At 30.9% G+C, this 21,024-nt stretch carries 14 protein-coding genes and 1 other annotated feature; of the genes, 4 read left to right on the top strand and 10 right to left on the bottom strand.

Translation table 11 applies throughout. The features are described from left to right. Window positions 1-632 precede the first annotated feature (632 nt). From ACREVX_RS14490 to ileS, 9 genes are all read right to left on the bottom strand, one after another. Window positions 633-2,297 carry an Ig-like domain-containing protein gene (locus ACREVX_RS14490; protein WP_431544928.1) on the bottom strand — a complete coding sequence of 555 codons (1,665 nt, stop codon included), beginning with the start codon at window positions 2,295-2,297 and terminating at the stop codon, window positions 633-635. 376 nt (window positions 2,298-2,673) lie between these two features. Beyond that, on the bottom strand, window positions 2,674-3,039 hold the full coding sequence (locus ACREVX_RS14485; RefSeq protein WP_431544927.1) for a hypothetical protein: 366 nt from the start codon (window positions 3,037-3,039) through the stop codon (window positions 2,674-2,676). 472 nt (window positions 3,040-3,511) lie between these two features. Further along, complete coding sequence (locus ACREVX_RS14480; protein WP_431544926.1) at window positions 3,512-3,670, bottom strand: hypothetical protein; 159 nt, start codon at window positions 3,668-3,670, stop codon at window positions 3,512-3,514. Between the two features lie 762 nt (window positions 3,671-4,432). Then, the gene (locus ACREVX_RS14475; protein WP_431544925.1) at window positions 4,433-5,089 is read right to left on the bottom strand and encodes an HAD family hydrolase; all 657 of its coding nucleotides are present in this window, start codon (window positions 5,087-5,089) and stop codon (window positions 4,433-4,435) included. A gap of 265 nt (window positions 5,090-5,354) precedes the next feature. Continuing rightward, entirely contained in the window at window positions 5,355-6,422 is a 1,068-nt protein-coding gene (locus ACREVX_RS14470) for a mannose-1-phosphate guanylyltransferase (protein ID WP_431544924.1), read from the bottom strand. Between the two features lie 102 nt (window positions 6,423-6,524). Next, window positions 6,525-6,989, bottom strand: coding sequence for a HipA N-terminal domain-containing protein (locus ACREVX_RS14465; RefSeq protein WP_431544923.1), 465 nt, complete (start codon window positions 6,987-6,989; stop codon window positions 6,525-6,527). A 108-nt stretch (window positions 6,990-7,097) separates the two neighbouring features. After that, complete coding sequence (locus ACREVX_RS14460; protein WP_431544922.1) at window positions 7,098-11,180, bottom strand: PDDEXK-like endonuclease domain-containing protein; 4,083 nt, start codon at window positions 11,178-11,180, stop codon at window positions 7,098-7,100. Between the two features lie 122 nt (window positions 11,181-11,302). Continuing rightward, window positions 11,303-12,301 (bottom strand): LacI family DNA-binding transcriptional regulator, encoded by a 999-nt coding sequence (locus ACREVX_RS14455; RefSeq protein WP_431544921.1) that lies wholly within the window; start codon window positions 12,299-12,301, stop codon window positions 11,303-11,305. A gap of 317 nt (window positions 12,302-12,618) precedes the next feature. Next, complete coding sequence (ileS, locus tag ACREVX_RS14450; RefSeq protein ID WP_431544920.1) at window positions 12,619-15,720, bottom strand: isoleucine--tRNA ligase; 3,102 nt, start codon at window positions 15,718-15,720, stop codon at window positions 12,619-12,621. Window positions 15,721-15,816: 96 nt separating this feature from the next. Further along, window positions 15,817-16,056, bottom strand: a binding site (T-box leader). Window positions 16,057-16,633: 577 nt separating this feature from the next. On the opposite strand from ileS, the gene ACREVX_RS14445 reads away from it, so the two are divergent. The 4 genes from ACREVX_RS14445 (at window position 16,634) to ACREVX_RS14430 (ending at window position 20,033) form a co-directional block, all read left to right on the top strand. Beyond that, on the top strand, window positions 16,634-18,532 hold the full coding sequence (locus ACREVX_RS14445; RefSeq protein WP_431544970.1) for a type I glutamate--ammonia ligase: 1,899 nt from the start codon (window positions 16,634-16,636) through the stop codon (window positions 18,530-18,532). Window positions 18,533-18,634: 102 nt separating this feature from the next. Beyond that, window positions 18,635-19,273, top strand: a complete 639-nt coding sequence (locus tag ACREVX_RS14440) for an MBL fold metallo-hydrolase (protein ID WP_431544919.1) — start codon at window positions 18,635-18,637, stop codon at window positions 19,271-19,273. Window positions 19,274-19,451: 178 nt separating this feature from the next. After that, window positions 19,452-19,652, top strand: a complete 201-nt coding sequence (locus tag ACREVX_RS14435; protein WP_431544918.1) for a cold-shock protein — start codon at window positions 19,452-19,454, stop codon at window positions 19,650-19,652. Between the two features lie 201 nt (window positions 19,653-19,853). Continuing rightward, on the top strand, window positions 19,854-20,033 hold the full coding sequence (locus ACREVX_RS14430) for a hypothetical protein (protein ID WP_431544917.1): 180 nt from the start codon (window positions 19,854-19,856) through the stop codon (window positions 20,031-20,033). A gap of 99 nt (window positions 20,034-20,132) precedes the next feature. Here ACREVX_RS14430 and ACREVX_RS14425 read toward each other — a convergent pair whose 3' ends face one another. After that, entirely contained in the window at window positions 20,133-20,891 is a 759-nt protein-coding gene (locus ACREVX_RS14425; protein ID WP_431544916.1) for a prolipoprotein diacylglyceryl transferase, read from the bottom strand. Window positions 20,892-21,024: the final 133 nt, after the last annotated feature.

Genomic DNA, 21,024 nt, shown 5'->3' with positions numbered 1-21,024 from the left:
CAAAACAGTCTATAATTTAGATAACAATTCTTTTCAAATGATGAATTAATGAAAACACTACTGCACTGGGTTCCCCCTAGGTGAAATAGTGTTTTTTTATTAATAAACTAAAATCTAAATTTAAAGTAATATCTACCTATAAATCCCTAACTAATATTTGAGTTCATATATACTTTTAGAAAGTAAAACCTGTGCGTATCCACTTCCATATTTTACAATAGGGTATTATCAGCAGACTAATAAATGTAAAATTTGTATAAGAAATTATATTATGTAATTAGGTCACACTGGCATCAGATGTTCCATCTTTGCCTAACTCCGCATATTTACATATACTAGGTTGCTGATGCGACCCCATCCCAGTAAATGGATAAAATGAAGTGAAATCTATTTACTGGTTACTAAAAAAATCCACACCCAATTAGTTGTGAATATTTAGTTGGGTCCCCCCCCAATGCGCCCAATCAGTCTACTTAAATGGGAACATATCAACATTATGTTACATCCAGCATATAAATATAATCTAAATATATTAAACCCCATATCATTAATTAGATACGAGGTTACTTGTTACTACATAAAAGATTATTGTGTTTTAACCTAATTGTTTTAGAAACGTAATACTATTAATTTTACTTATTGAAAGACTTATAGTTTTGCAAAGAGCTTACCCTTCCAATATAAAGCTGGTTTCTATATACAGTTCCCTCTTTAACACTGTCACTAAAATACTCTTCTTTGTAGTTAATACCATTAGTAGATACATTTGTGGACCAATATTTAAATCCAATAATATTGTTGTTATCTCTAATCCAGTTTATAAACACAGCTGTGTGTCCTGAACCAGTTGTTCTGCTAAAATCTATGAAATCACCAGTTCTAACTTCCTCAAGATTAGTTATTCTTGTTCCCAAACCATATTTTTCAATAGCTGCCGCAAGTTGGTCACCTTGTGATTTTAGAGTTCCTAATGCTGAATACCAGGTAAGCATAGCATCAGTCATATTTTCATAAGACATATTATTAAAACTATCTTTTGAGATTCCAGCATCGGTGTTTCTTGTCTGCATAGCTTTAAAGAAAACCTCAAAGGTTAAACCTACACAATGACTTGATTTGCTCCCATCTGGATTAGCTCTTAATAATGTCGCACCGTTATAAACTATATCTTGTGTTACACCATTGTAATGCTGATAGTCATTGTTTAAAAGATATGAATATTTACCTATCTCATATGCAGATATTGCTTTAGCAACATAACTGTTTAGAGTAATTTGATTAACTGGTGCTTGAGCTTCTGTATTTACAGTAACACTATTAGTTGCTGCTGAAGTGTTTCCCAAGGTATCTTTTGCTTTTATAGTAAAAGTATAATTTGTTCCTGAATTTAATCCAGTAGCCATAAAATCAGTAGCTATAGTCGTTGTTCCAATTTTATTTGCTCCTTCATAAATTTCATACCCCGCTGCTCCAGCAGCTGCTGTCCAACTCAAAAGGACATTAGTACCTATTTTCGCTGTTGATAACAAATTCGTCGGAGCTACAACTATGGGTTTATTGTTTTTAACAATTACATTTCTTGATATATCCGTAGTTTGGTTTGCTGTATTATATACAACAACTTTAACAATATACTCACCATCTGCGACCCAAGGACTTGTAGCCCAATTAGTACTGTAAGGTGCCGAGATAACTGTCTTTACTTTATAATAAACACTATCTGGCGAAGAAACCGCTTTTGTATAAAACTCAACCTTACTTATTCCCATGTTATCAAGAGGATTAACAGATATTATTGGCATTCGCGTTACCGTCTTACCATCTGCATCTATGTTTGTAATATCTATAGCTACAACAATTGGTTTTGTGTTTTTAACTATTACATTTCTTGTTGCATTAGCAGTTTGTTTAGTTGTATCGTATACAACAACTTTAATAGTATATTCCCCATCTGCAACCCAAGGACTTGTAGCCCAATTAGCACTGTAAGGTGCTGCCGTAACTGTCCTTACTTTATAATAAGCACTGTCTGGTGCCGAAACTGCCTTTGCAAAAAACTCAACTTTAGTTATTCCCTTATCATCAGTAGGATTAACAGATACTTTGGGAATTCCAAATACTATCTTTCCGTCTGTTGATATGTTCGTAACATTAATAGTTCCAACTGTTGGTGCCTTATCTATTACCACGCTATTTGCTTTAACTATAACACCTGGAAGTAATAAAGAACTGCTGGTAATAAACATAATTGCTAATAATCGAATGTGAATTAATTTTCTATTAGTTTTTCCCCCCATTATTTCTCTCCTTTTCTATTATTATATCGCTTGTCCAACTTTACTTTATTTTCACCTCCAGCATGATTATTTCATAAATATGACACTAATATCAACTTATTATATATTTTATTATTTATATAATCTACTGAAAATTTTAGGGATAAATGGCAATTATCAACAACAAAAAACCCATACCCTATTAACTGTATGGATTTTAATTAGTTCGTCTATTATGAATAATTTTCATCAGTTATTGCGTTATAGATTACAAAGTTATTTATATCGCATTTTAAAGATGTACTCAACCTATAAAAACATTCCGAACTAACTTAACTTTAAAATTTAAATTTATCTAAATTAGCATTATACTCATCGTCTTACAAAAAACTAAAAATTAACCTCTTTTACTAATTTCCTCTGTTATTAATCCCTTTGAAATATACATGGCTTTTATTAGTTTATTAAAGCGAGTGTAATGATGAGTACTTTCCTCAAATTTCGCCTGTCCTTTTTCACATTTGCTGATAACTGTGGATATAGGGCGTAGGGAGTCTATCAATTCTTCTTTTGTATATTGGTCCATAATATCTTGATATGATATTAATGCCTTTGAAATATATAGAGCTTTTATCCTGTTCTTAAGTAGTGTATGCTGTGACGTACTCTCCGCAAATTTAGGCTGCATTTTTTCACAATTAGTGATAGTTGAAGATATAACTTGTAACGCTTCTTCCAACTCTTCTCTTGTATATTTCCCCATAGTATTCACCTCAATTTCGTATGTATTAATCTTATATTATAATACAATTGTTCTTAAACAAAAATAGCTCACTGACAAATTATTATTTATCTGTTAAAGGTCAAAATATCGTTATAGCTTAGCTAGCTTTTGTTTAAGTTAGTTAGCATTATAAAAATAATATATAATCTATGGTGTTAAAATTCACAAAACGATTGATGAAACATTGTAATCCAAGTGTGTAGTAAAGGTAGTTTATAGTAAATGTTACAGTATAATCTCCTCGTGAAAACCTTCCACCTAAGTACACTGAAATAATATTAGTAATGTTATCAAATTCAGGAAGACACACAATTAACTTATCTATAAACTTACTTTATTGGTCCATTTTACCTTACCTTCAACAATATATATAAACTTGCTTCGGTTTAGAATATAAAGTTCCATATATCGTATTAATTGAATTTATTCAACCTATATGAAAGATATGTACCTATAATTTATTATTAGTCTTTTCATTAATGTAAATATCAAGTGCTCTAATTCCTCTATTCGCAAGTTTTACAAATAATACAAATCCATAAATACCCATACCCAATAAACCTAAAATAACTATTTGATTAATAAAACTTAAAATACGAAAAGTTGCCATAAAGATACCCCCTATTCTTTCAATTAAAATTACTATACAATATTGTACAATGATGCGTGTATCGTATCTTCGGAATATGAATAATCTTTAATAAAATTATAACATGTTTACTATATTTTTTAAAACAATCTATAATTTAGATACCGATTCCTTTTAATTGATGAAATAATGAAAACACTACTACACTGGGTTCCCCCTAGGTGAAGTAGTGTTTTTTATTGATAAGCTAAAAGCTAACTTTAAAGTAATATCTCCCTACAAATCCCTAACTAATATCTAAACTCATATATCCTTTGCAATCCCCAATCTAACAAACTATTGAGGTTTACCCATTAGCTTATTTTTATATCAATCTAAAAACAAGCACCTCTGGAGTATTTGTGAAGGCTTGCCTGAGCCTGCTAAAAACTATAATCTGTAATTAAGGTCACACTCACATCAGATGCTGCATCTTCGCATGGCTATCTACTTAACTTCCATATACTAGGTGGTTGATGCGACCCTATTCCAGTAAATGTATGGAACGAAGTGGAATCTATTTACTGGTTAATAATCTATATCCATTATTTTAATGTATTTATTTTAATAATCTATATGTTTAGTTTACCACATTCTTATATTTTTTTACTGTTAAGAAGTGAATTTGAAAATCTTACTGTCTACACTATTATTAATGTTGGTGAGTAGCAACCAGTAAATAGATGCGATTTAGCATATAGTAATTAAGCTGATGCGGGTGTGTTCTTTAAGAATGTGTACCCTTCATTCATTACGTAACAGTATCCTTCCAATACCTTCAACATTATCAACAATAAAATCAGCACCCGCTTTCTCAAGTTCATTTCTATCGCCGTAACCGTATAAAACACCAATTGAATTGATACCTACCTGTTTTGCCCCGATAATGTCATTATCTCTGTCTCCAATCATGATTACTCTTGATAAATTAGAAATGTTGCAACTTTCAATTGCATACTTAATAACTTCCCCTTTTTTAATTCTTGTTCCATCAAGAGAACTCCCAGCAATATAAGTGAAATATTTTGAAATATTAAAATGCTCTAATATTTGTTTCGCAAACACTTCGGGTTTAGATGTTGCCACAATAAGTATCTTTCTATTGTCTTTTAATATTTTAAGCAAATTCTCCAATCCATCATAAACCAAGTTTTCATATATGCCTTTCTCTCTATAATACTCGCGATAGTATTCTACCGCCGTCTTTGCTAGCTCTTTTGAAAAACCATAATACTTTTCAAAAGAATCGCACAAGGGAGGCCCGACAAACTTAAACAGTTCATTTCTGTCGCTCACCTCAATACCATATTTCTTGAGAGCGTATATAACAGAATTTGTTATTCCTATTCCAGAGTCGGTAAGTGTACCATCAAGGTCAAATAATATGTATTCATAGCCCATAAATCATTTCTCCTTATGTCAGAATTTCAAATAATCCTGATTCATCTATTTTACAATATTGCATATATTACGCTTTCAAAATATTCATAATCTATAATTAGATTATAACACGTTTTCCATATTTTTAAAATAATGAACCTAATCCAGATAATATTTAAAATACAGCTATCCCTCCTAAATCAGTACCGGCAAAATATTTGTATTTTTAGTGAGATATCTATTCAAAAAGTAATAAGCCCCACCGCTTAGCGAGGCTCATTAACATTTATATATATCTTCCCGTTTCTTCATGTTCTTTAAGTTCATTAACCAGATGCTTAATCTCCTGATCTTTGTTTTTGTCCATCACTAAAATAACATCCCCTGCATCTACAATTATAAGGTCCTTTATACCAAATCCAATTATCAGCCTATCTTTACCAAATACCGAGCAGTTTTCACTTTCTTCCATAAATGTATTACCCAAAACATTGTTACCTCGTAAGTTGTTTAAAAACCTTGAAAGTGATGCAAATGTTCCTATATCATCCCATTCAAAGTCACACTTTATAACAAATGCTTTTCTTGTTTTCTGCATTATTCCAAAATCCACTGATATACCATCTATTTCATTGTACTGTTCTTTTATTACATCATTTTCCTCATCAGTCTCTAAGGCTTGGTATATGGTCATCAGCCTCTTATACATCTTAGGTAAATATTTTTCCATTTCGCGCAAGTACACATCTGCTCTCCATACAAACATACCACTGTTCCAAAGGAAATTTCCTTTAAGTAGCAAATCTTTAGCTACTTCAGTGTTAGGTTTTTCTAAAAATCGTTCTACTTTAAAGGTAGGCATATCGGCATTTACCCTATCACCCATTTCTATATAACCATAACCAGTCTCTGGTCTTGAGGGCTGTACACCAATTGTGACTAGCCCTCTTTTTTTGTTTGCAATTTCAACTCCTTGTAGTACTGTTTCCTTGAACTCCTTTTCATTTTTTATATAATGATCAGAAGGTAGTACAATCATTGTCGCTTCTTTGTCTTGTTTTAATAGTTTTGCAGCAGATAGACCAATACATGTAGCGGTCTCTTTGTTACTAGGTTCGACAAATATATTTGACCTTCTAATTTCCGGAAGTTCCTCGCAAATTTTATCAAAATAATCTTCATTTGTTACTACATAGATATTGTCATTTTCAACTAAACATTTTATTCTATCCACAGTGCTTCTTAAAAAGCTCTTATTATTAATAATATTTAAAAACTGCTTCGGGTTTTGCGCACGAGATAGAGGGTACAGTCTTGTTCCTTTTCCACCTGCTAAGATTAGTACGTATAACAAAATACCACCCCAAATTATTACTCATTTTATTTTATGAAACATAGCCCTATGTTGTGAAAACAATTTATAATATTATTTATAAACCAATATATTTAGTTTGTTTTATTTTTCTTCCAAATCATTTTCTTCTTTTTCAATTTGCTCTACATCAATTTCCTTTTCTTTAACTTCTTTTTTAAAATTTATTTCCACTTCTTCCCCTTCTTTATAAGGTGAAATAAATTCAAAACTTACCGTAGAAGATTGACTACCACATTTTTTTAAAATTTCAAAATCATCATACTCTTGAATGTCATATTTCTTTAAAATAGAGGTTATATCTTTTTTCCCATACCCCGGCAAATTATTTGAAAACGAGTAAAATAATTCTTCTTTAAAATATTTTGCATCTAGTCTAGGAAAATATGGCAATGGAGAAAATCCATATTCCTGGGCCATTTTAGTGCCATCCATATCATATTCAAAATAATATTTTTTAGCTTCTTTACTCAATTCGCCTACCTTAAATTGTTGCCCTTCATCATTTCTCCATATCATCCATACTACACTACCCACTTTATTTGTCATTCTTCTCACCCTCTTATTAAAAACATTATACTATTATTATACTATTATTATGATAATTAACTAAGGAATATGAAAATAAAACTTTTAACTTTAAGTTTTTTGTATGTTCTAATTATTTAGTTTTTTTGATAGTTTCTCCATTACCTCTTCTGGGTTCCTATAGAAATTGCTAGCACGTATCTTATAAAATTCCCATCCCACTCTTTCAAGACATATCTGCATTTCATATTGCTTTTGCAAACTATGCCTATCATCAGTATCTCCTGAGATACATTTAACTGCTATCTTTTTGTAATGCCTTTCATTAGTTCCCAGCGGCAAATCTGTTTCCTCTGATGGTACTGTTTCAACAATAAAATCTATAGTATATTTCCCTACTTTAACCTTTGGTGTAACCTTATAACCAGTTGCTTTTATGCATCTTTCGATATTCTCTTCAAAATCACTTAATAATAGATATTGACTCCCTTTAATTTCCTGATTAGGTTCTTTTTCCTCAAGGCAATATTTTAAAAGTGCGTATCTTACACATTTAGGATTAAGGTCTTCTAGTTCTACTGAGTGAAATAACCACATTTGATTTCGCGCACGGCTAGCCGCTACGTTAAATCTTCTTACATCTGAATCCTTAGTTAAAGCTGCAAATTTAGCATTATTTGCAATTACCATAGACAAGAACATTACATCTCTCTCGTCCCCTTGGAAGGAATAAGCATCTCCACATATAAGTCTTCTTTGCAAAATTTCATCCATGCCAAGCCTATCTACTAGCATTCCTTGTATTAATTCAGCTTGAGCGTCCCCTAGAAGAGATATAACTCCCATAGTCATCCCATTGTACCGATCATTACTACAGCACTCTATTACCTTGTCTACAATCACTTCCGCTTCTTGTGCATTTAGTGACTTAGTTTCATGTTTGCATCCACTCTCTACTTTAGAAGTTATTACAAATGGTCCAACTTTCTGAGTTTCATCTATTCGCCTTAAAGGAATTATTTCATTAGAATAACAAAGTTCATTACTAAATCCAATTATTTCTGGAGCGCACCTAAAATGTTCCTTAAGTAATAATCTATTTGGAAACACTCTTAGGGCTGTATTGTATAAACTGGTTTTTAAATCAAACCACTCTGAATGTGGAATACCCTCTAAATATGTACTTATTAAATTTTCTACAACTGAGTGATCCTTCCCAATTGCTTCTGGACTTATTTGCTTTTCATCGCCTACAATTATCGCCCTTTTAGCCCTCATTAAAACTGTTATTGCTGATATATCACTTTGACTGCTCTCATCAACAATTACAACATCAAATAGATTATCCGTTAGCTTTAGATTTTCCATAACTCTATTTATTGGCATAATCCATACTGGAATTACATCCTTGCAATTCTCCATTTCTCTTTGCGCAATCTTTCTATACTTAACTGCCTGAGTGCCTGTACCTTTTCCTATTCTTTTTATAGCTTCCATCCAAGTAAATAGGCTTCTCTTTTGAGCCTCTGTAGTCCGCTCTATTTGATTAAACCAACTTCTTTTAGATACAAGCTGAGTTACTATAATTTTTTCTTTAATCTTTTCCTGGGTAATATTTTTTTCTATAGATTCTATATCGACCTCTTCAAGTTTGTTTAAAAAATCGTTCCACTTTTTCCATTGCCATGCCTTTTCCCAGTTTAAACTTTGACTTGCATCCATTGCTTTAAATTCATTATTAATTATTTTTTCATATAACATGGGACAATGGTCCTCTATTTTCTTGCTTATCTGGTTTAATTCTAGCACATGTCCAGATTCCTTCATTAGTAAACCAATTTCTTCGTAAGCTACATGTATATCATCAATGTTTCTTATCTTAATCGCATTATGCAATTTTTTAAGTACTCCAATACTTGGAAAAGTTTTTTCTATTTCTAACATTTCGTTATTTAATTTCTTACATTTATTTATAAGCCTTAAGCTTTCAAACGCATTTTTAAGATAGATATATGTTTCTTTTTCATGCCACTTTAGATTCCCACGCAAATTTTTACCTGGCAAAAAATTCACTATGTTATTTTTAAAATCCTTGTCAAAATTAATAATTGTTTCAATACTTGTTATTCCAATAGCAATTTCAGCCTCACAGTTTAGATTTCCCTCATCTATAAGCTTTCCGCCATAATCTTTTATGGAATTGTTCCAGAAATTTTTAAGTTCTCTCTCTAGTAATAGCATTTTAATATATAGATTAACTACCACTGTTTGTTCGCTATTATTTATTAACTCATAGTCCACTTTGCAGTCATCAAATATATACTTAAGTTTTCCATGAAGCACCTTAAATAGTATTCCTAGTTTTCCTTTTTCAGTTATTGTTTTAGCTATAACCTCAAAGTCATTTTTAAATTTGTTTATATCAATATAACCTGACAGTTCCAACTTATGATCATTTAACTCTTGCTTAATTTCACTTATTTCTTTTATATATTCATTTGCTTTACTTATCAATTGTTGCCACAAGCCTTGTGCTTTAGCATTCGAATAATAATGAGTTTTCACATTATCTAACCAATTGTTTTCATAAGAAGTCTCTCTTTCTATTGCATCATCAACAAGTTTTAGTAATCTTCTGTTTCCATACTCTATAGAATTGACATTATCTAAGTCGCAAGTATTGCTTAAGTAATCGTGTTGCCTCTTTTCTAATTCAGACAACTCTTCTATTTTACCTCGCAGATCGTCTTCCCTTGGAAGCCCCGCTACATAGTTCTCTACTTTATTTATTTCACTAATTTGATCTTTTGAAATTATTTTTAATAACTGTCTAAATAGCTCAAATTCCTTTGTGCTTGAGGGGTTGTCCTCATTAAAATCAACTTTATCTAAAATCCAAGAATTCGTTTGTTCATTATCTTTAACCCACTTAGCCATATACATTAAGCTATATTTCTGGCCTTCATATTCTACTTTTTCGCCTTCTCTATCTTCAATACATTTTAACTCTTTATATAAGTTTTCCTGCATTTGCTTGCAACTATTATGTTTATATTTTAAAAGTTTTATATCTTTGCGTAGTTCCTTAGTATCCATAGATAAGTTTTCTGTTATTTTCCTAACAGACTCATCCAATTCTTCTAGAGACTTTGTATCGTTACCTAGTATGCTAATACATAACGCCCTAACCTCTTGAGGTATTTTATTAGCTAGTACCCTAAGTGCTCTATCTGTCTGGCTTGTTACTAAAACTCTTTTACCATGAGCTAAAAGATGACATATCATGTTAGCTATAGAGTGACTTTTACCAGTACCTGGTGGCCCTTGCACAACAATCCCATAATTTTGCGCTAGTCTTTTAGTTATTTCCATCTGCTGTTCATTTGCAGGTAGTGGAAATAAAACATCTTCTCCTACCTCTTCCCACTCCTTAAGCTCCTGCGGATCTTGCACTACTTGTTTTTCGGAGACTAAAGCTTCTATAGTTTTAGGGATAGGAAAACCCTTTCTTACTTGCGAAAGTACTTCATTTAATTCCATATTCCAAAGTCTTGTGTCAACTTTGCGCAAGATAATGCTCGGTGCGTTATAAAATTGTATATTTGTTTTAGGCAATAAATCCGGCCCGCCACTTAACTCTTCAGTGTAGAACTCATCTCCACCAGCCTTTAGCAGCGTCGTTATCTCTTTAAATATTACATTAGCCATTTCAATATTTCTAACATCTAGTGCCATGTCTCTTGCTTTATTTCTAATTTCAAGTAAACTATCCAAGTTTACTTCTAAGTATTCATTTAAAAATTCAAGTTCCACATTTGTTTGATTATTATATGGCTTTAAAGTGAATTTTTTATCTTTTGAGTCAAATTTTATCTCCATTTTAGTTGTGAAAATAGGATGTACTATTTCTTTTCCTTCTTTTATCCAGGTTAATAGTCCATTTGACCATATCAGCTCTAGATCTTCACTGTTTTTTTCCAGTTGCAAATACATTTTTTGAAACTGACTATATAAATTTTCTGCTCTCTCATCTATAGTTAACCAATAATCCTTATTTTCATCAAGATTAAAAGTGCATCCGCGAGTATTTTCAAGGTCCTTTTGCCAATACAATTTTTCGTATTCACTAACATTTCTTATAGTCTTTTGATTCATATTTTTAATACTTAACAAATAAGAAAATATTTTTTCTACTTTAGTATTAATATTCAAAACTTTTCTACCTCCAACTTGTTAATTAATAATTTATAAATAATATCATTTTTATTTTTAGTATAGTTATAAATAATATAAAAAGTCTTATTAAAACTTGTTCTGTTTTAATAAGACTTATTTTATTTACAGGAATTTCTTTCCACTAATCTATAAGGCAACACAAAATGTTTCTCTTCAACTTCTAGATTATTTATGGATTTAATAAGCATTCTCATACTTACAGATCCCATATCATACATTGGTTGTGCAATTGTAGTAAGTTTTGGAAAGAATACTGATGCTGAATATATATCATTAAATCCCATAACATCTACGTCACCCGGAACACTAATATTCCTGTCTCTTAATGCATTTATTACGCACATAGCAATTTCATCACTAGCACAGAATACTGCATCTACCTTAGCTCCCGTATCTAATATATTATTAATTCCAGCATATCCATCTTTTGGCTTAACTCCACCAATATAAACTAGGTCTTTATTAAGTTCTATTCCCATTTCATCAAGAGCACTTAAATACCCTGTATATCTTTTAGATAATGCATTAACTTTTTCCAAAGAAGTTCCTACATATGCAATATTCTTGTTGCCTTTATTAATAAGATATTTAACTGCATCTGCTGCTGCCTTTACGTTATTAATAGTAACACTAGGGAAGATATCCTCAGCATCAGTAGTTTCAACAAGAACAACTGGCATTTCCAGTTCTTTTATTAACCCTATAACATTTTGTTCTATGGAATTACTCATATATATAACTCCATCTATCATTTTCTCTTTAAGTATTCTTAATGATTCCATTTCTTTGTCTAAATCTAAATCTGAATTACAAAGCATAATATTGTAATTATAAATATTAGCTACATCCTCACATCCTCTAACAATTTCAGGATAAAACTGATTTGATATATCTGGTATTATTATCCCTATTGTGCTAGATTTTTGTGTCTTTAAACTTCTTGCAACTATGTTCGGTCTATACGACAATTTCTTTATAGCGTCTTTTACTTTTTTCTTAGTGTCTTCATTTACCACATCTATATCATTTAATACTCTAGATACTGTGGCAATTGAGACTCCAGCTTCTTTTGCAACATCTTTTATTGAAGCAGCCATTTTTCTCAACTCCTACTATTTTCTTATTATACCATTATACTTATAAAAACTTTTAATTTCAAGCCTTACTCGTTCATAACAATTAAACATTATGTTAACTTCTAAAAATTTCAGTACTTTTATAGCAATATCTACATATATTTGTCATTCACCTTAACATAATCGCATAAAATAAAGAGTACGCATAGAAATTCTACTACATACTCTTTATTATTACCAATTAATGTATTTTCTAACCTTAGCTTCTGCTCAAGGCTAATGTTGGACATAATGGGCATACCCAATTTTCTTTAACATCCATAACTTAGTCCCTGATTTTATAATTTTTCTAAAGCAAGTTCTAACTCTTCACCATTTATCTTAACTGTTGTGTATTCCCTTTCTACTTTATATACGATTTCTACAGATAAAGTATCTTTTTTGATTTGCTCCTCAAATTTCTTAATTATATTTTGAAGCATTTCATTTCCAGACACATAGGTCTTAATCTTATCAGCAACTTCAAAACCACTTTCTTTTCTCATGTTTTGAATTTTGCTTAAGATCTCACGAACATTTCCTTCTTCTTTAAGTTCTTGCGTGATATTCGTAATTAAGACTACTCCCATTTCACCTTCTCCAGCAAATGCATAACCTTCAAGCCCTTGCATTGTAACAAGTAGTTTTTCACTATTAAGATCTATTTGTGTTCCATTTACATCTATTGTAACTACCCCACCGCTATTTATAGTTTTAGCAAGTTCCATCTGGTCCATAGCAGCTATTGCTTTTTTAATTCCTGGTATTAACCTACCGTATGGTTTCCCAAGCACTGGTAAATTCGGTTTAATTTCAAACTTAACATATTTAGAAATGTCAGCTCCTAGCTCTACTTCCTTGATATTAAGTTCTTCGCGTACTATATGACCATAATATTCTGGAAGAGATTTTGAACTAACTAGCATTTTAGATAGTGGCTGTCTATTCTTTATGTTAGCAGCATTTCTTGCACTTCTTCCTAGTTTAACAGTTCTGTAAGCCATATCCATTTCTTCTTCTAAATCTTTATCCACTTGATCTTCTTTATAATCAGGCCAAGCACACAAATGAATACTTTCTGGTGCACTCGTGTCAAAAGCAACTACTAAGTTTTGATATAACTCCTCTGTTATAAATGGTATAAACGGAGCAGCTATTTTAGCAAAAGTTGTAATAACTCTATATAATGTCATATAAGCGCCTATTTTATCATCTGTAAGTGATTCTACCCAATATCTTGATCTATTACGTCTTACATACCAGTTAGAAAGTTCATCAACAAAGTCTTCGAGTTCAAGAGCTCCTTGAGTTATTCTGTAGTTCGTTAAATGTTCATCAGTGTTTTTTACTAAAGTGTTCAGTTTAGACATCATCCATCTATCCATAATGTTTTCGGCTTTAAAATCTTGATATTTAGTTGGGTCAAAATTATCTATTTCAGCATATAGAACGTAGAATGAATATACATTCCAAAGTGTTCCTATAAACTTTCTTTGCGTTTCAATAACTGCACCTTCATAAAATCTTGATGGTAACCATGGTGCACTAGCAGTATAAAAATACCACCTTAAAGCATCTGCTCCTTGATTCTCAAGTACTGTAAACGGGCTTAACACATTGCCTTTATGTTTAGACATTTTAAATCCATTTTTATCTAATACATGTCCAAGTACTATACAGTTTTCGAATGGGTTTGTATCAAATACGGTTGTAGATATTGCAAGTAATGTATAAAACCATCCTCTCGTTTGGTCTACTGCCTCTGAAATAAATTGAGCTGGAAAATTAGCTTCAAATAATTCCTTGTTTTCAAACGGATAATGATGTTGCGCAAATGGCATTGATCCCGAATCAAACCAACAATCTATAACTTCTTCTACCCTTGTCATAGATTTTCCGCATTTTGGACATTTTAAATGTACTTTATCTATATAAGGTTTGTGAAGTTCTATTCCACCAGGCACATCTATTCCTTTTTCATTAAGTTCCGCTATGCTTCCTATCATTTCGCGATGTCCGCATTCACATTCCCATATTGGAAGTGGAGTTCCCCAATACCTTGTTCTACTTATACTCCAATCTATAACCCCTTCAAGGAATTTACCCATTCTGCCTGTACGTACATTATCAGGCATCCAATTTACCTTATTGTTGTTTTCTATAAGTTTGTCTCTCATTGAAGACATTCTTACAAACCAGCTTTCTCTTGGATAATATAAAAGTGGTGTATCACATCTCCAGCAGTGTGGATATGAATGCTCAAATTTCTCCGCTTTATATAAGACATTGTTTTCTTTTAAGTATTCTAGTATCTTAGCGTCAGCTTTTTTAACGAAAATACCCTTCCATGGTAGAACGCAATCAATAAATTTCCCTTCTACGTCAACTAGGTTAACAAGTGGTAGATTATATTTTTTACCAAGCAAGTTATCATCTTCACCATAAGCTGGTGCTATATGTACTATACCTGTACCATCTGATAGGGTTACGAAATCTCCATGAACTATATAGAAGGCTTTTTCTTTTGGTGTATAAAAATCAAACATTTGCTCATATTCAAGTCCTAATAGAGCTTCTCCTTTAAATTCGCTTACTACTTCATACTCTCCCTCAAGCTTACTTAATAAATCTCTTGAAAGTATTAAAGTAACGCCTTCTTGGATAACTTCAACATAATCATATTTTCTATTTACTGCAAGTGCTACATTACTTGGAAGTGTCCAAGGAGTTGTAGTCCATACAAGTATAAATTTATCTTCACCTTTTACTTTAAATTTTACGTATGCTGACATTTCTTTTACGTCTTTATATCCTTGAGCTACTTCATGAGATGATAGTGATGTTCCACATCGTGGGCAATAAGGCATTACCTTATGACCTTTATATAGTAGATCTTTATCCCACATTTGCTTTAATGCCCACCAAACTGATTCGATATAATCATTATGATAAGTTACATAAGGGTTATCCATATCTACCCAGTAACCTACTCTCTCAGACATTTCTCGCCACATTTCAACATAGCTAAAAACACTGGCCTTACATTCCTTTACGAACTTTTCTACTCCATAAGCCTCTATTCCTGGTTTCCCAGTAATTCCAAGTTTCTTTTCTATTTCAAGTTCTACTGGTAGTCCATGAGTATCCCACCCTGCTTTTCTAAGTACATTGTAGCCTTTCATTACCTTATATCTTGGAATTAAATCCTTCATAACCCTAGTTAAAACATGACCTATATGTGGTTTCCCATTAGCTGTTGGTGGGCCATCATAAAAAGTAAATGACTCCCCCCCCTTATTTGAATCAAAATTCTTTTGAATAATATCTTTTTCTTTCCAAAGCTTAAGTACGTCTTTTTCCATATCCATAAAGCTTTTTGAAGCATCACTTTTCTTATACATAATAAAACTCCTTTCTGCATTTCCTTTTGAAATGTTTTTAGATTTATTAGAGATTAATTTAAATCCTATTTTTAAATATAAAAAAACCCCATCCCCAAATAGGACGAAGTTAAATTCGCGTAGCCACCTATATAATAAATCCTAGTACAATCATAATAAATATAAGTTCAAGTACAATTATACTTTATCCTTTAACGCAGAAATACGGATAAGCTTACTAAATTTTCAGCTCTCAGCTCCTAGGCGATTTTCTCTAAACATTCACTATGGGTTTTCAGCTTTCCCCACTCTCTGTAAGCTACGCAATTAGATACTTTTCCTAATCAATGCATTTATTAGTCATACTTAGTTAAAAATATAAATATATTATTAACTAATATGAACTTCTTCCATTATATTATAATGAATTTTTATTGTCAATTTCTTTTTAAATTTTATTGTATTTCCGTCATAAATATTTTTTATATGAATCACAAATCATAATGTTTACTCTATACTATAATAGTTGGCTATAATAGTCTTTTTTCATATTTTATATTCCCTTTCCATAGATATATGTGATATAATATTATTTAAAAATGATCTTCGATTAGTTTTAGAATCACAAATTCTATAAAAATCACTAATGTAAATGATTTTATATTTAGATTAACTTGCAAAATTTCACTTTTTTTTTGCAAATAATTAAAATTAATGAGGTTTTACATTGACACAAGTTCATTTTTGTAATAAAATCATATTATTTATAACTGTAATTTAGCAACGCTAAAAATAAAAACACTGTCTATTATAAGTACTATTATAAAACTGATTTAATTGTTTTATTCAGAATACGATTTATTTTCTAAAATTGCTAATCAAGTAACTTTGGTGGCCTTTAAGTAATAAATATATATTTTAAAGGAGGACTATTATTTTGAAAAAATTAATTTATGTAATTCCTAAAGAAAATCATTCCGAAAAAGAAATTAAAGAAGCTTTACTTGCTCACTCTGAGGTGAAATTTGTTTCCTTAGTTGGTATTGACTTATCTGGTAATGATACTGATGAAAGAATTCCAATGCAAGTATTCTTAGATGATATTAGCGGTTTCGCAAATGGTGCTATTCAAACTGATGGTTCATCTGTAGTATTGCCAGGAATCGCAACTTTAAACAATGCTAAATTAGACATGCTTGCAGATCTTGACTGTAATTGGTACGTAGACTACAATTATGAAAACATTGACCCTGAAACAGAATTACCAATAGGAACACTCAAAATTCCATGTGTATTATTACATGATAAAATTGCAGTAGATTCAAGATCAATATTAAAACGATCAGTTGAAAGCTTTAAATCAACTGTTCTTAACTTATTCAAAGAAAATCCATCAGCTTTAAGTTCTTTTGATTTTGAATATAAAGATATTGACCAGTTAATGCTTACTTCAGCTACAGAGTTAGAATTTTGGGTAAAGACACCTAACGACCAAGCTGATATAGAGGAACTATCTACTTCTCAAGTACTAAAAGAGCAATATTGGAGTAAAACTAAAGGAAACGTGCGAACAGCTCTCGAACAAACCCTTCAATTAATGGAGAAATACGGTTTCGAACCTGAAATGGGTCACAAAGAAGTTGGTGGTGTAAAAGCTCAAATAGGCGAAGCTGGTTCTTTAGCTCATATTATGGAACAACTTGAAATAGATTGGAAATTCTCAGACGCTCTTCAATGTGCTGATAATGAATTATTCATCAGAAACTTGGTTAAAGAAACTTTCAGACTTAACGGTTTAGATGTTAACTTTTTAGCAAAACCAATTCATGATGTAGCTGGAAGTGGTGAACATACCCATATTGGAATTGCTGTAAAATTAAAGAATGGCAAAAGAGTGAATTTGTTTAATTCAAATAAAAAACATTTCATGAGTACTTTAGGATATGCATCTGTAATGGGCATACTTAAAAATTATGAAGTAATAAATCCATTTGTTTCTTCAACAAATGATTCTTTAAGAAGATTAAAAGTTGGTTTTGAAGCTCCTATTTGTATAGTAACCTCACTTGGTCACAGTGTAGATGTTCCATCTAGAAACAGATCTATATTACTTGCATTAATAAGAGACCTTGATAATCCTCTTGCTACAAGATTTGAACTTAGAGCTCCATGTCCACATACTAATACGTACTTAGCATTATCTACTTTGTTCATGGGCATGCTTGACGGAATTTCATATTCAATAGAAAACAATAAATCTGAAGATGATCTTTTGAAAGAATTATCTAAAGCACCAGGAGATGATAGTTCTTATTTAGAAAAAGATAGAGCTTACAGAAGTGAAGAAGATGTATTTGAATACTATACAGAAGCTCAGAGAGCAGAGTATTTTGGAAAAGCTCCTAATACAGTTTATGAGAATGTTACTGCATTAGATAAGTATCCAGATAAACTTGAAGTTCTTAAGGCGAACGGCGTATTTACTACTAGCGTAATAAATAGTTTTAGAATGGCAATAACCTCTAGATGGGTTACTGAAATAAATAATAGATTATTACACAATTATGCAGAAGAAATTAGAAATTGTAAAATGATCCATATTGCTGAAAAAGCTTTAGATTTAGATCTGGCTAATTGGCAGAAAGTTAATGACTTAAGACATTTCCTTATGAAAGACACATATGCAAAAACTAGTATGTTTACTAAAATAAATGAAGCTACTAATGCAGAAAACTATGCAGAACTTTCTACATTACAAATAGAATTAGATGCTAAAGTTGAAGAACTTAGATTTTATTATTCTAATTATAAGAAGAATTTGTTAGACATTTAATAGAAAACACAATTTTATATTATAATTCATGAATAAATCACCTTAATAGTAAAAATACTATTAAGGTGATTTATTTTAATAATTTTACCAAAGGAGACTTTTATGAAAATAACTTGGCTAGGTCATTCATCTTTTCTTTTGGAGAATTCTAAAGGCAAACAGCTTTTAACGGATCCATTTGATGGCACCTTAGGATATGAGGTTTACAAGGGTTGTCCAAACATTACCACTATAAGTCATAACCATTTTGATCATAATTATACTAAAGAATTAAATGATAATTGTAAAATCATAGATAAGATTGGCTCGTACAATCTAGACGATATATATATAAAAGGCACCCCTTCTTATCATGACAAAAATAAGGGATTAAAACGAGGTAATAACATTATATTTACTTTCAGAATGGATGGTTATTCTTTATGCCATTTAGGCGACTTAGGTCACAAGCTTTCAAATAATGATATTGAAGCAATTGGAGATGTAGACATACTATTTATTCCAGTAGGTGGAAATTATACAATTGATGGCAAAGAAGCCTCTGAGATAACAAAAAAAATAAATCCCAAAATAGTTATACCTATGCACTATAAGACCTCTAAAGTTTCTCTTCCTCTAGATGGAGTGGAAACATTTGTTATGAATATGAAAAATGCCTTAAAAATAAATAGTAATACTTTATTGATTAATGATGCAATAAAGGAATCCCTATCTGTAAAAATATTAAATTTTATTTATTAACGTTTTTTATAATATAATAAAATGAAGCTAATTTATTATACTTTAATCAAGTAAATAATGTAAATTCATTAAAAATATTATTTATTTTAAAAAAACTATTTAAAAAATACATAAAGTGTAGTATCATAATAGTTATGTTACAAATGTTGCAAATTTTTTTATTCAGGAGGAAAGTTATATGAAAACAGGTACAGTTAAATGGTTTAATTCAGAAAAAGGGTTTGGTTTTTTATCCGTTGAAGGAGAAGAAGATGTATTCGTACATTTCTCAGCTATTCAAGGAGATGGATACAAATCACTTGAAGAAGGACAACAAGTTCAATTTGAAATAACAACTGGCGCTAGAGGCCCACAAGCTTCAAACGTTTCAAGAGTATAATTCAAATTCTAGGTAATCTATAATATACTTAAAATTAATTATAGATAAAACATCTATCACTTTGTGATAGGTGTTTTTTAGTTTATATTATAAGTTTTTCAAAATATTTGTTAGAAACATTATAACTAACATGTATATAACTCCACTATTTGCTAAAACTACAATAGAGTTAGTTTATATATTATGAAAGGATGTTTTTATATGTATGGAAAAATAATTGATATGAATAATACAGATGCTTTTGTAAATTTCTTAAATGGAACTACGGTAAACGTGAGTGTTTCTCGTTTACCTAAAAATTCAAAACTAGGAGATACTGTTGATTTAAATAATGAATCCCCTTCTAGTATGATTAAAAATTCAATGATTAATTTTTTTTAACGACGTTTTAATTATAAATAGCTGTATTTGCAATGCAAACACAGCTTTACCCACATTCAAAATACTTACCCGTTATATATATTATTAATTTCTTAAATGTTATTTGTACAAAACTTTTTTTATCGATTCCACATTGAATAAAAGAACTCCAATAGCAACAACAAATAAACTAATAAACTGAGATGTAGAAAACATAAATACGCTGCCTCTAGGGTCATCCCTTAAAAACTCTATTAAAAACCTACCTATACTATAGATTATAAGATAAAGAGCAAATATTCTCCCATTCTTTCTTTCACGTCTACCATACCAAAGTAAAAAAAATGCTAATATGAAATCAAATATACTAGAGTAAATTTGCGTTGGATGTATGTGTACATTATTAGGCGCAAATGGCGAGTTTTTAAACACTACCCCTATTGATAGCGATGTAGCACTACCGTAACAGCACCCAGCTAAAAAACAACCTATCCTTCCAAATCCTTGTGCAAGTGGCAAGCTTGGAACTACTAAATCAAATGTACTAAGTGCATTCCAACCTTTTTTCCTGCTATAGAAGTATATTGCTAGTACTCCTCCCAAAACAGCTCCATATATAACAAATCCATTTCCAACATTTTTTAGTATTGAAGGATTTTGTAATATATATTTAATATCTGTTATTATGTACAAGACTTTTCCGCCTACAATTCCAAATATGATTGCTATTATTGCCATGTCCCAAATATTTTCCTCATTATATTTTTTTTTCTTGCTCCGGTAAGATAATAGTAAAAGTGCTGCAATAATACCGATTGCTATCATTAATCCATAACCATAAATCTTTATAAAAGAAAATTCAAATAATACTGGTTTCATTTTTTCCCTCCCTATTAATAGTACTTGCTTTCTTATGCCTTCTATTTAAGTTCTCTACCGCAATAAAATACTAAGAGAAGCAATTGCCCCTCCTAGCACATAACTCACTACAAACGATATATATGCGTGCCAT

Origin of the sequence: Clostridium sp. (assembly GCF_050717545.1) — a bacterium.
In the GTDB taxonomy this organism is placed as follows: Bacteria; Bacillota; Clostridia; order Clostridiales; family Clostridiaceae; genus Clostridium_AD.
The sequence above is the reverse complement of the archived record's forward strand: the minus strand, read 5'-3'. Positions and strand labels throughout refer to the sequence as shown.

Excerpts from the sequence above, each read along its gene's own strand:
- ACREVX_RS14440 (WP_431544919.1), top strand. The coding sequence starts at position 18,635 with ATGAAAATAACTTGGCTAGGTCATTCATCTTTTCTTTTGGAGAATTCT.
- ACREVX_RS14490 (WP_431544928.1), bottom strand. The coding sequence starts at position 2,297 with ATGGGGGGAAAAACTAATAGAAAATTAATTCACATTCGATTATTAGCA.
- ACREVX_RS14480 (WP_431544926.1), bottom strand. The coding sequence starts at position 3,670 with ATGGCAACTTTTCGTATTTTAAGTTTTATTAATCAAATAGTTATTTTA.
- ACREVX_RS14475 (WP_431544925.1), bottom strand. The coding sequence starts at position 5,089 with ATGGGCTATGAATACATATTATTTGACCTTGATGGTACACTTACCGAC.
- ACREVX_RS14455 (WP_431544921.1), bottom strand. The coding sequence starts at position 12,301 with ATGGCTGCTTCAATAAAAGATGTTGCAAAAGAAGCTGGAGTCTCAATT.
- ileS (WP_431544920.1), bottom strand. The coding sequence starts at position 15,720 with ATGTATAAGAAAAGTGATGCTTCAAAAAGCTTTATGGATATGGAAAAA.
- ACREVX_RS14435 (WP_431544918.1), top strand. The coding sequence starts at position 19,452 with ATGAAAACAGGTACAGTTAAATGGTTTAATTCAGAAAAAGGGTTTGGT.
- ACREVX_RS14425 (WP_431544916.1), bottom strand. The coding sequence starts at position 20,891 with ATGAAACCAGTATTATTTGAATTTTCTTTTATAAAGATTTATGGTTAT.
- ACREVX_RS14485 (WP_431544927.1), bottom strand. The coding sequence starts at position 3,039 with ATGGGGAAATATACAAGAGAAGAGTTGGAAGAAGCGTTACAAGTTATA.
- ACREVX_RS14465 (WP_431544923.1), bottom strand. The coding sequence starts at position 6,989 with ATGACAAATAAAGTGGGTAGTGTAGTATGGATGATATGGAGAAATGAT.
- ACREVX_RS14430 (WP_431544917.1), top strand. The coding sequence starts at position 19,854 with ATGTATGGAAAAATAATTGATATGAATAATACAGATGCTTTTGTAAAT.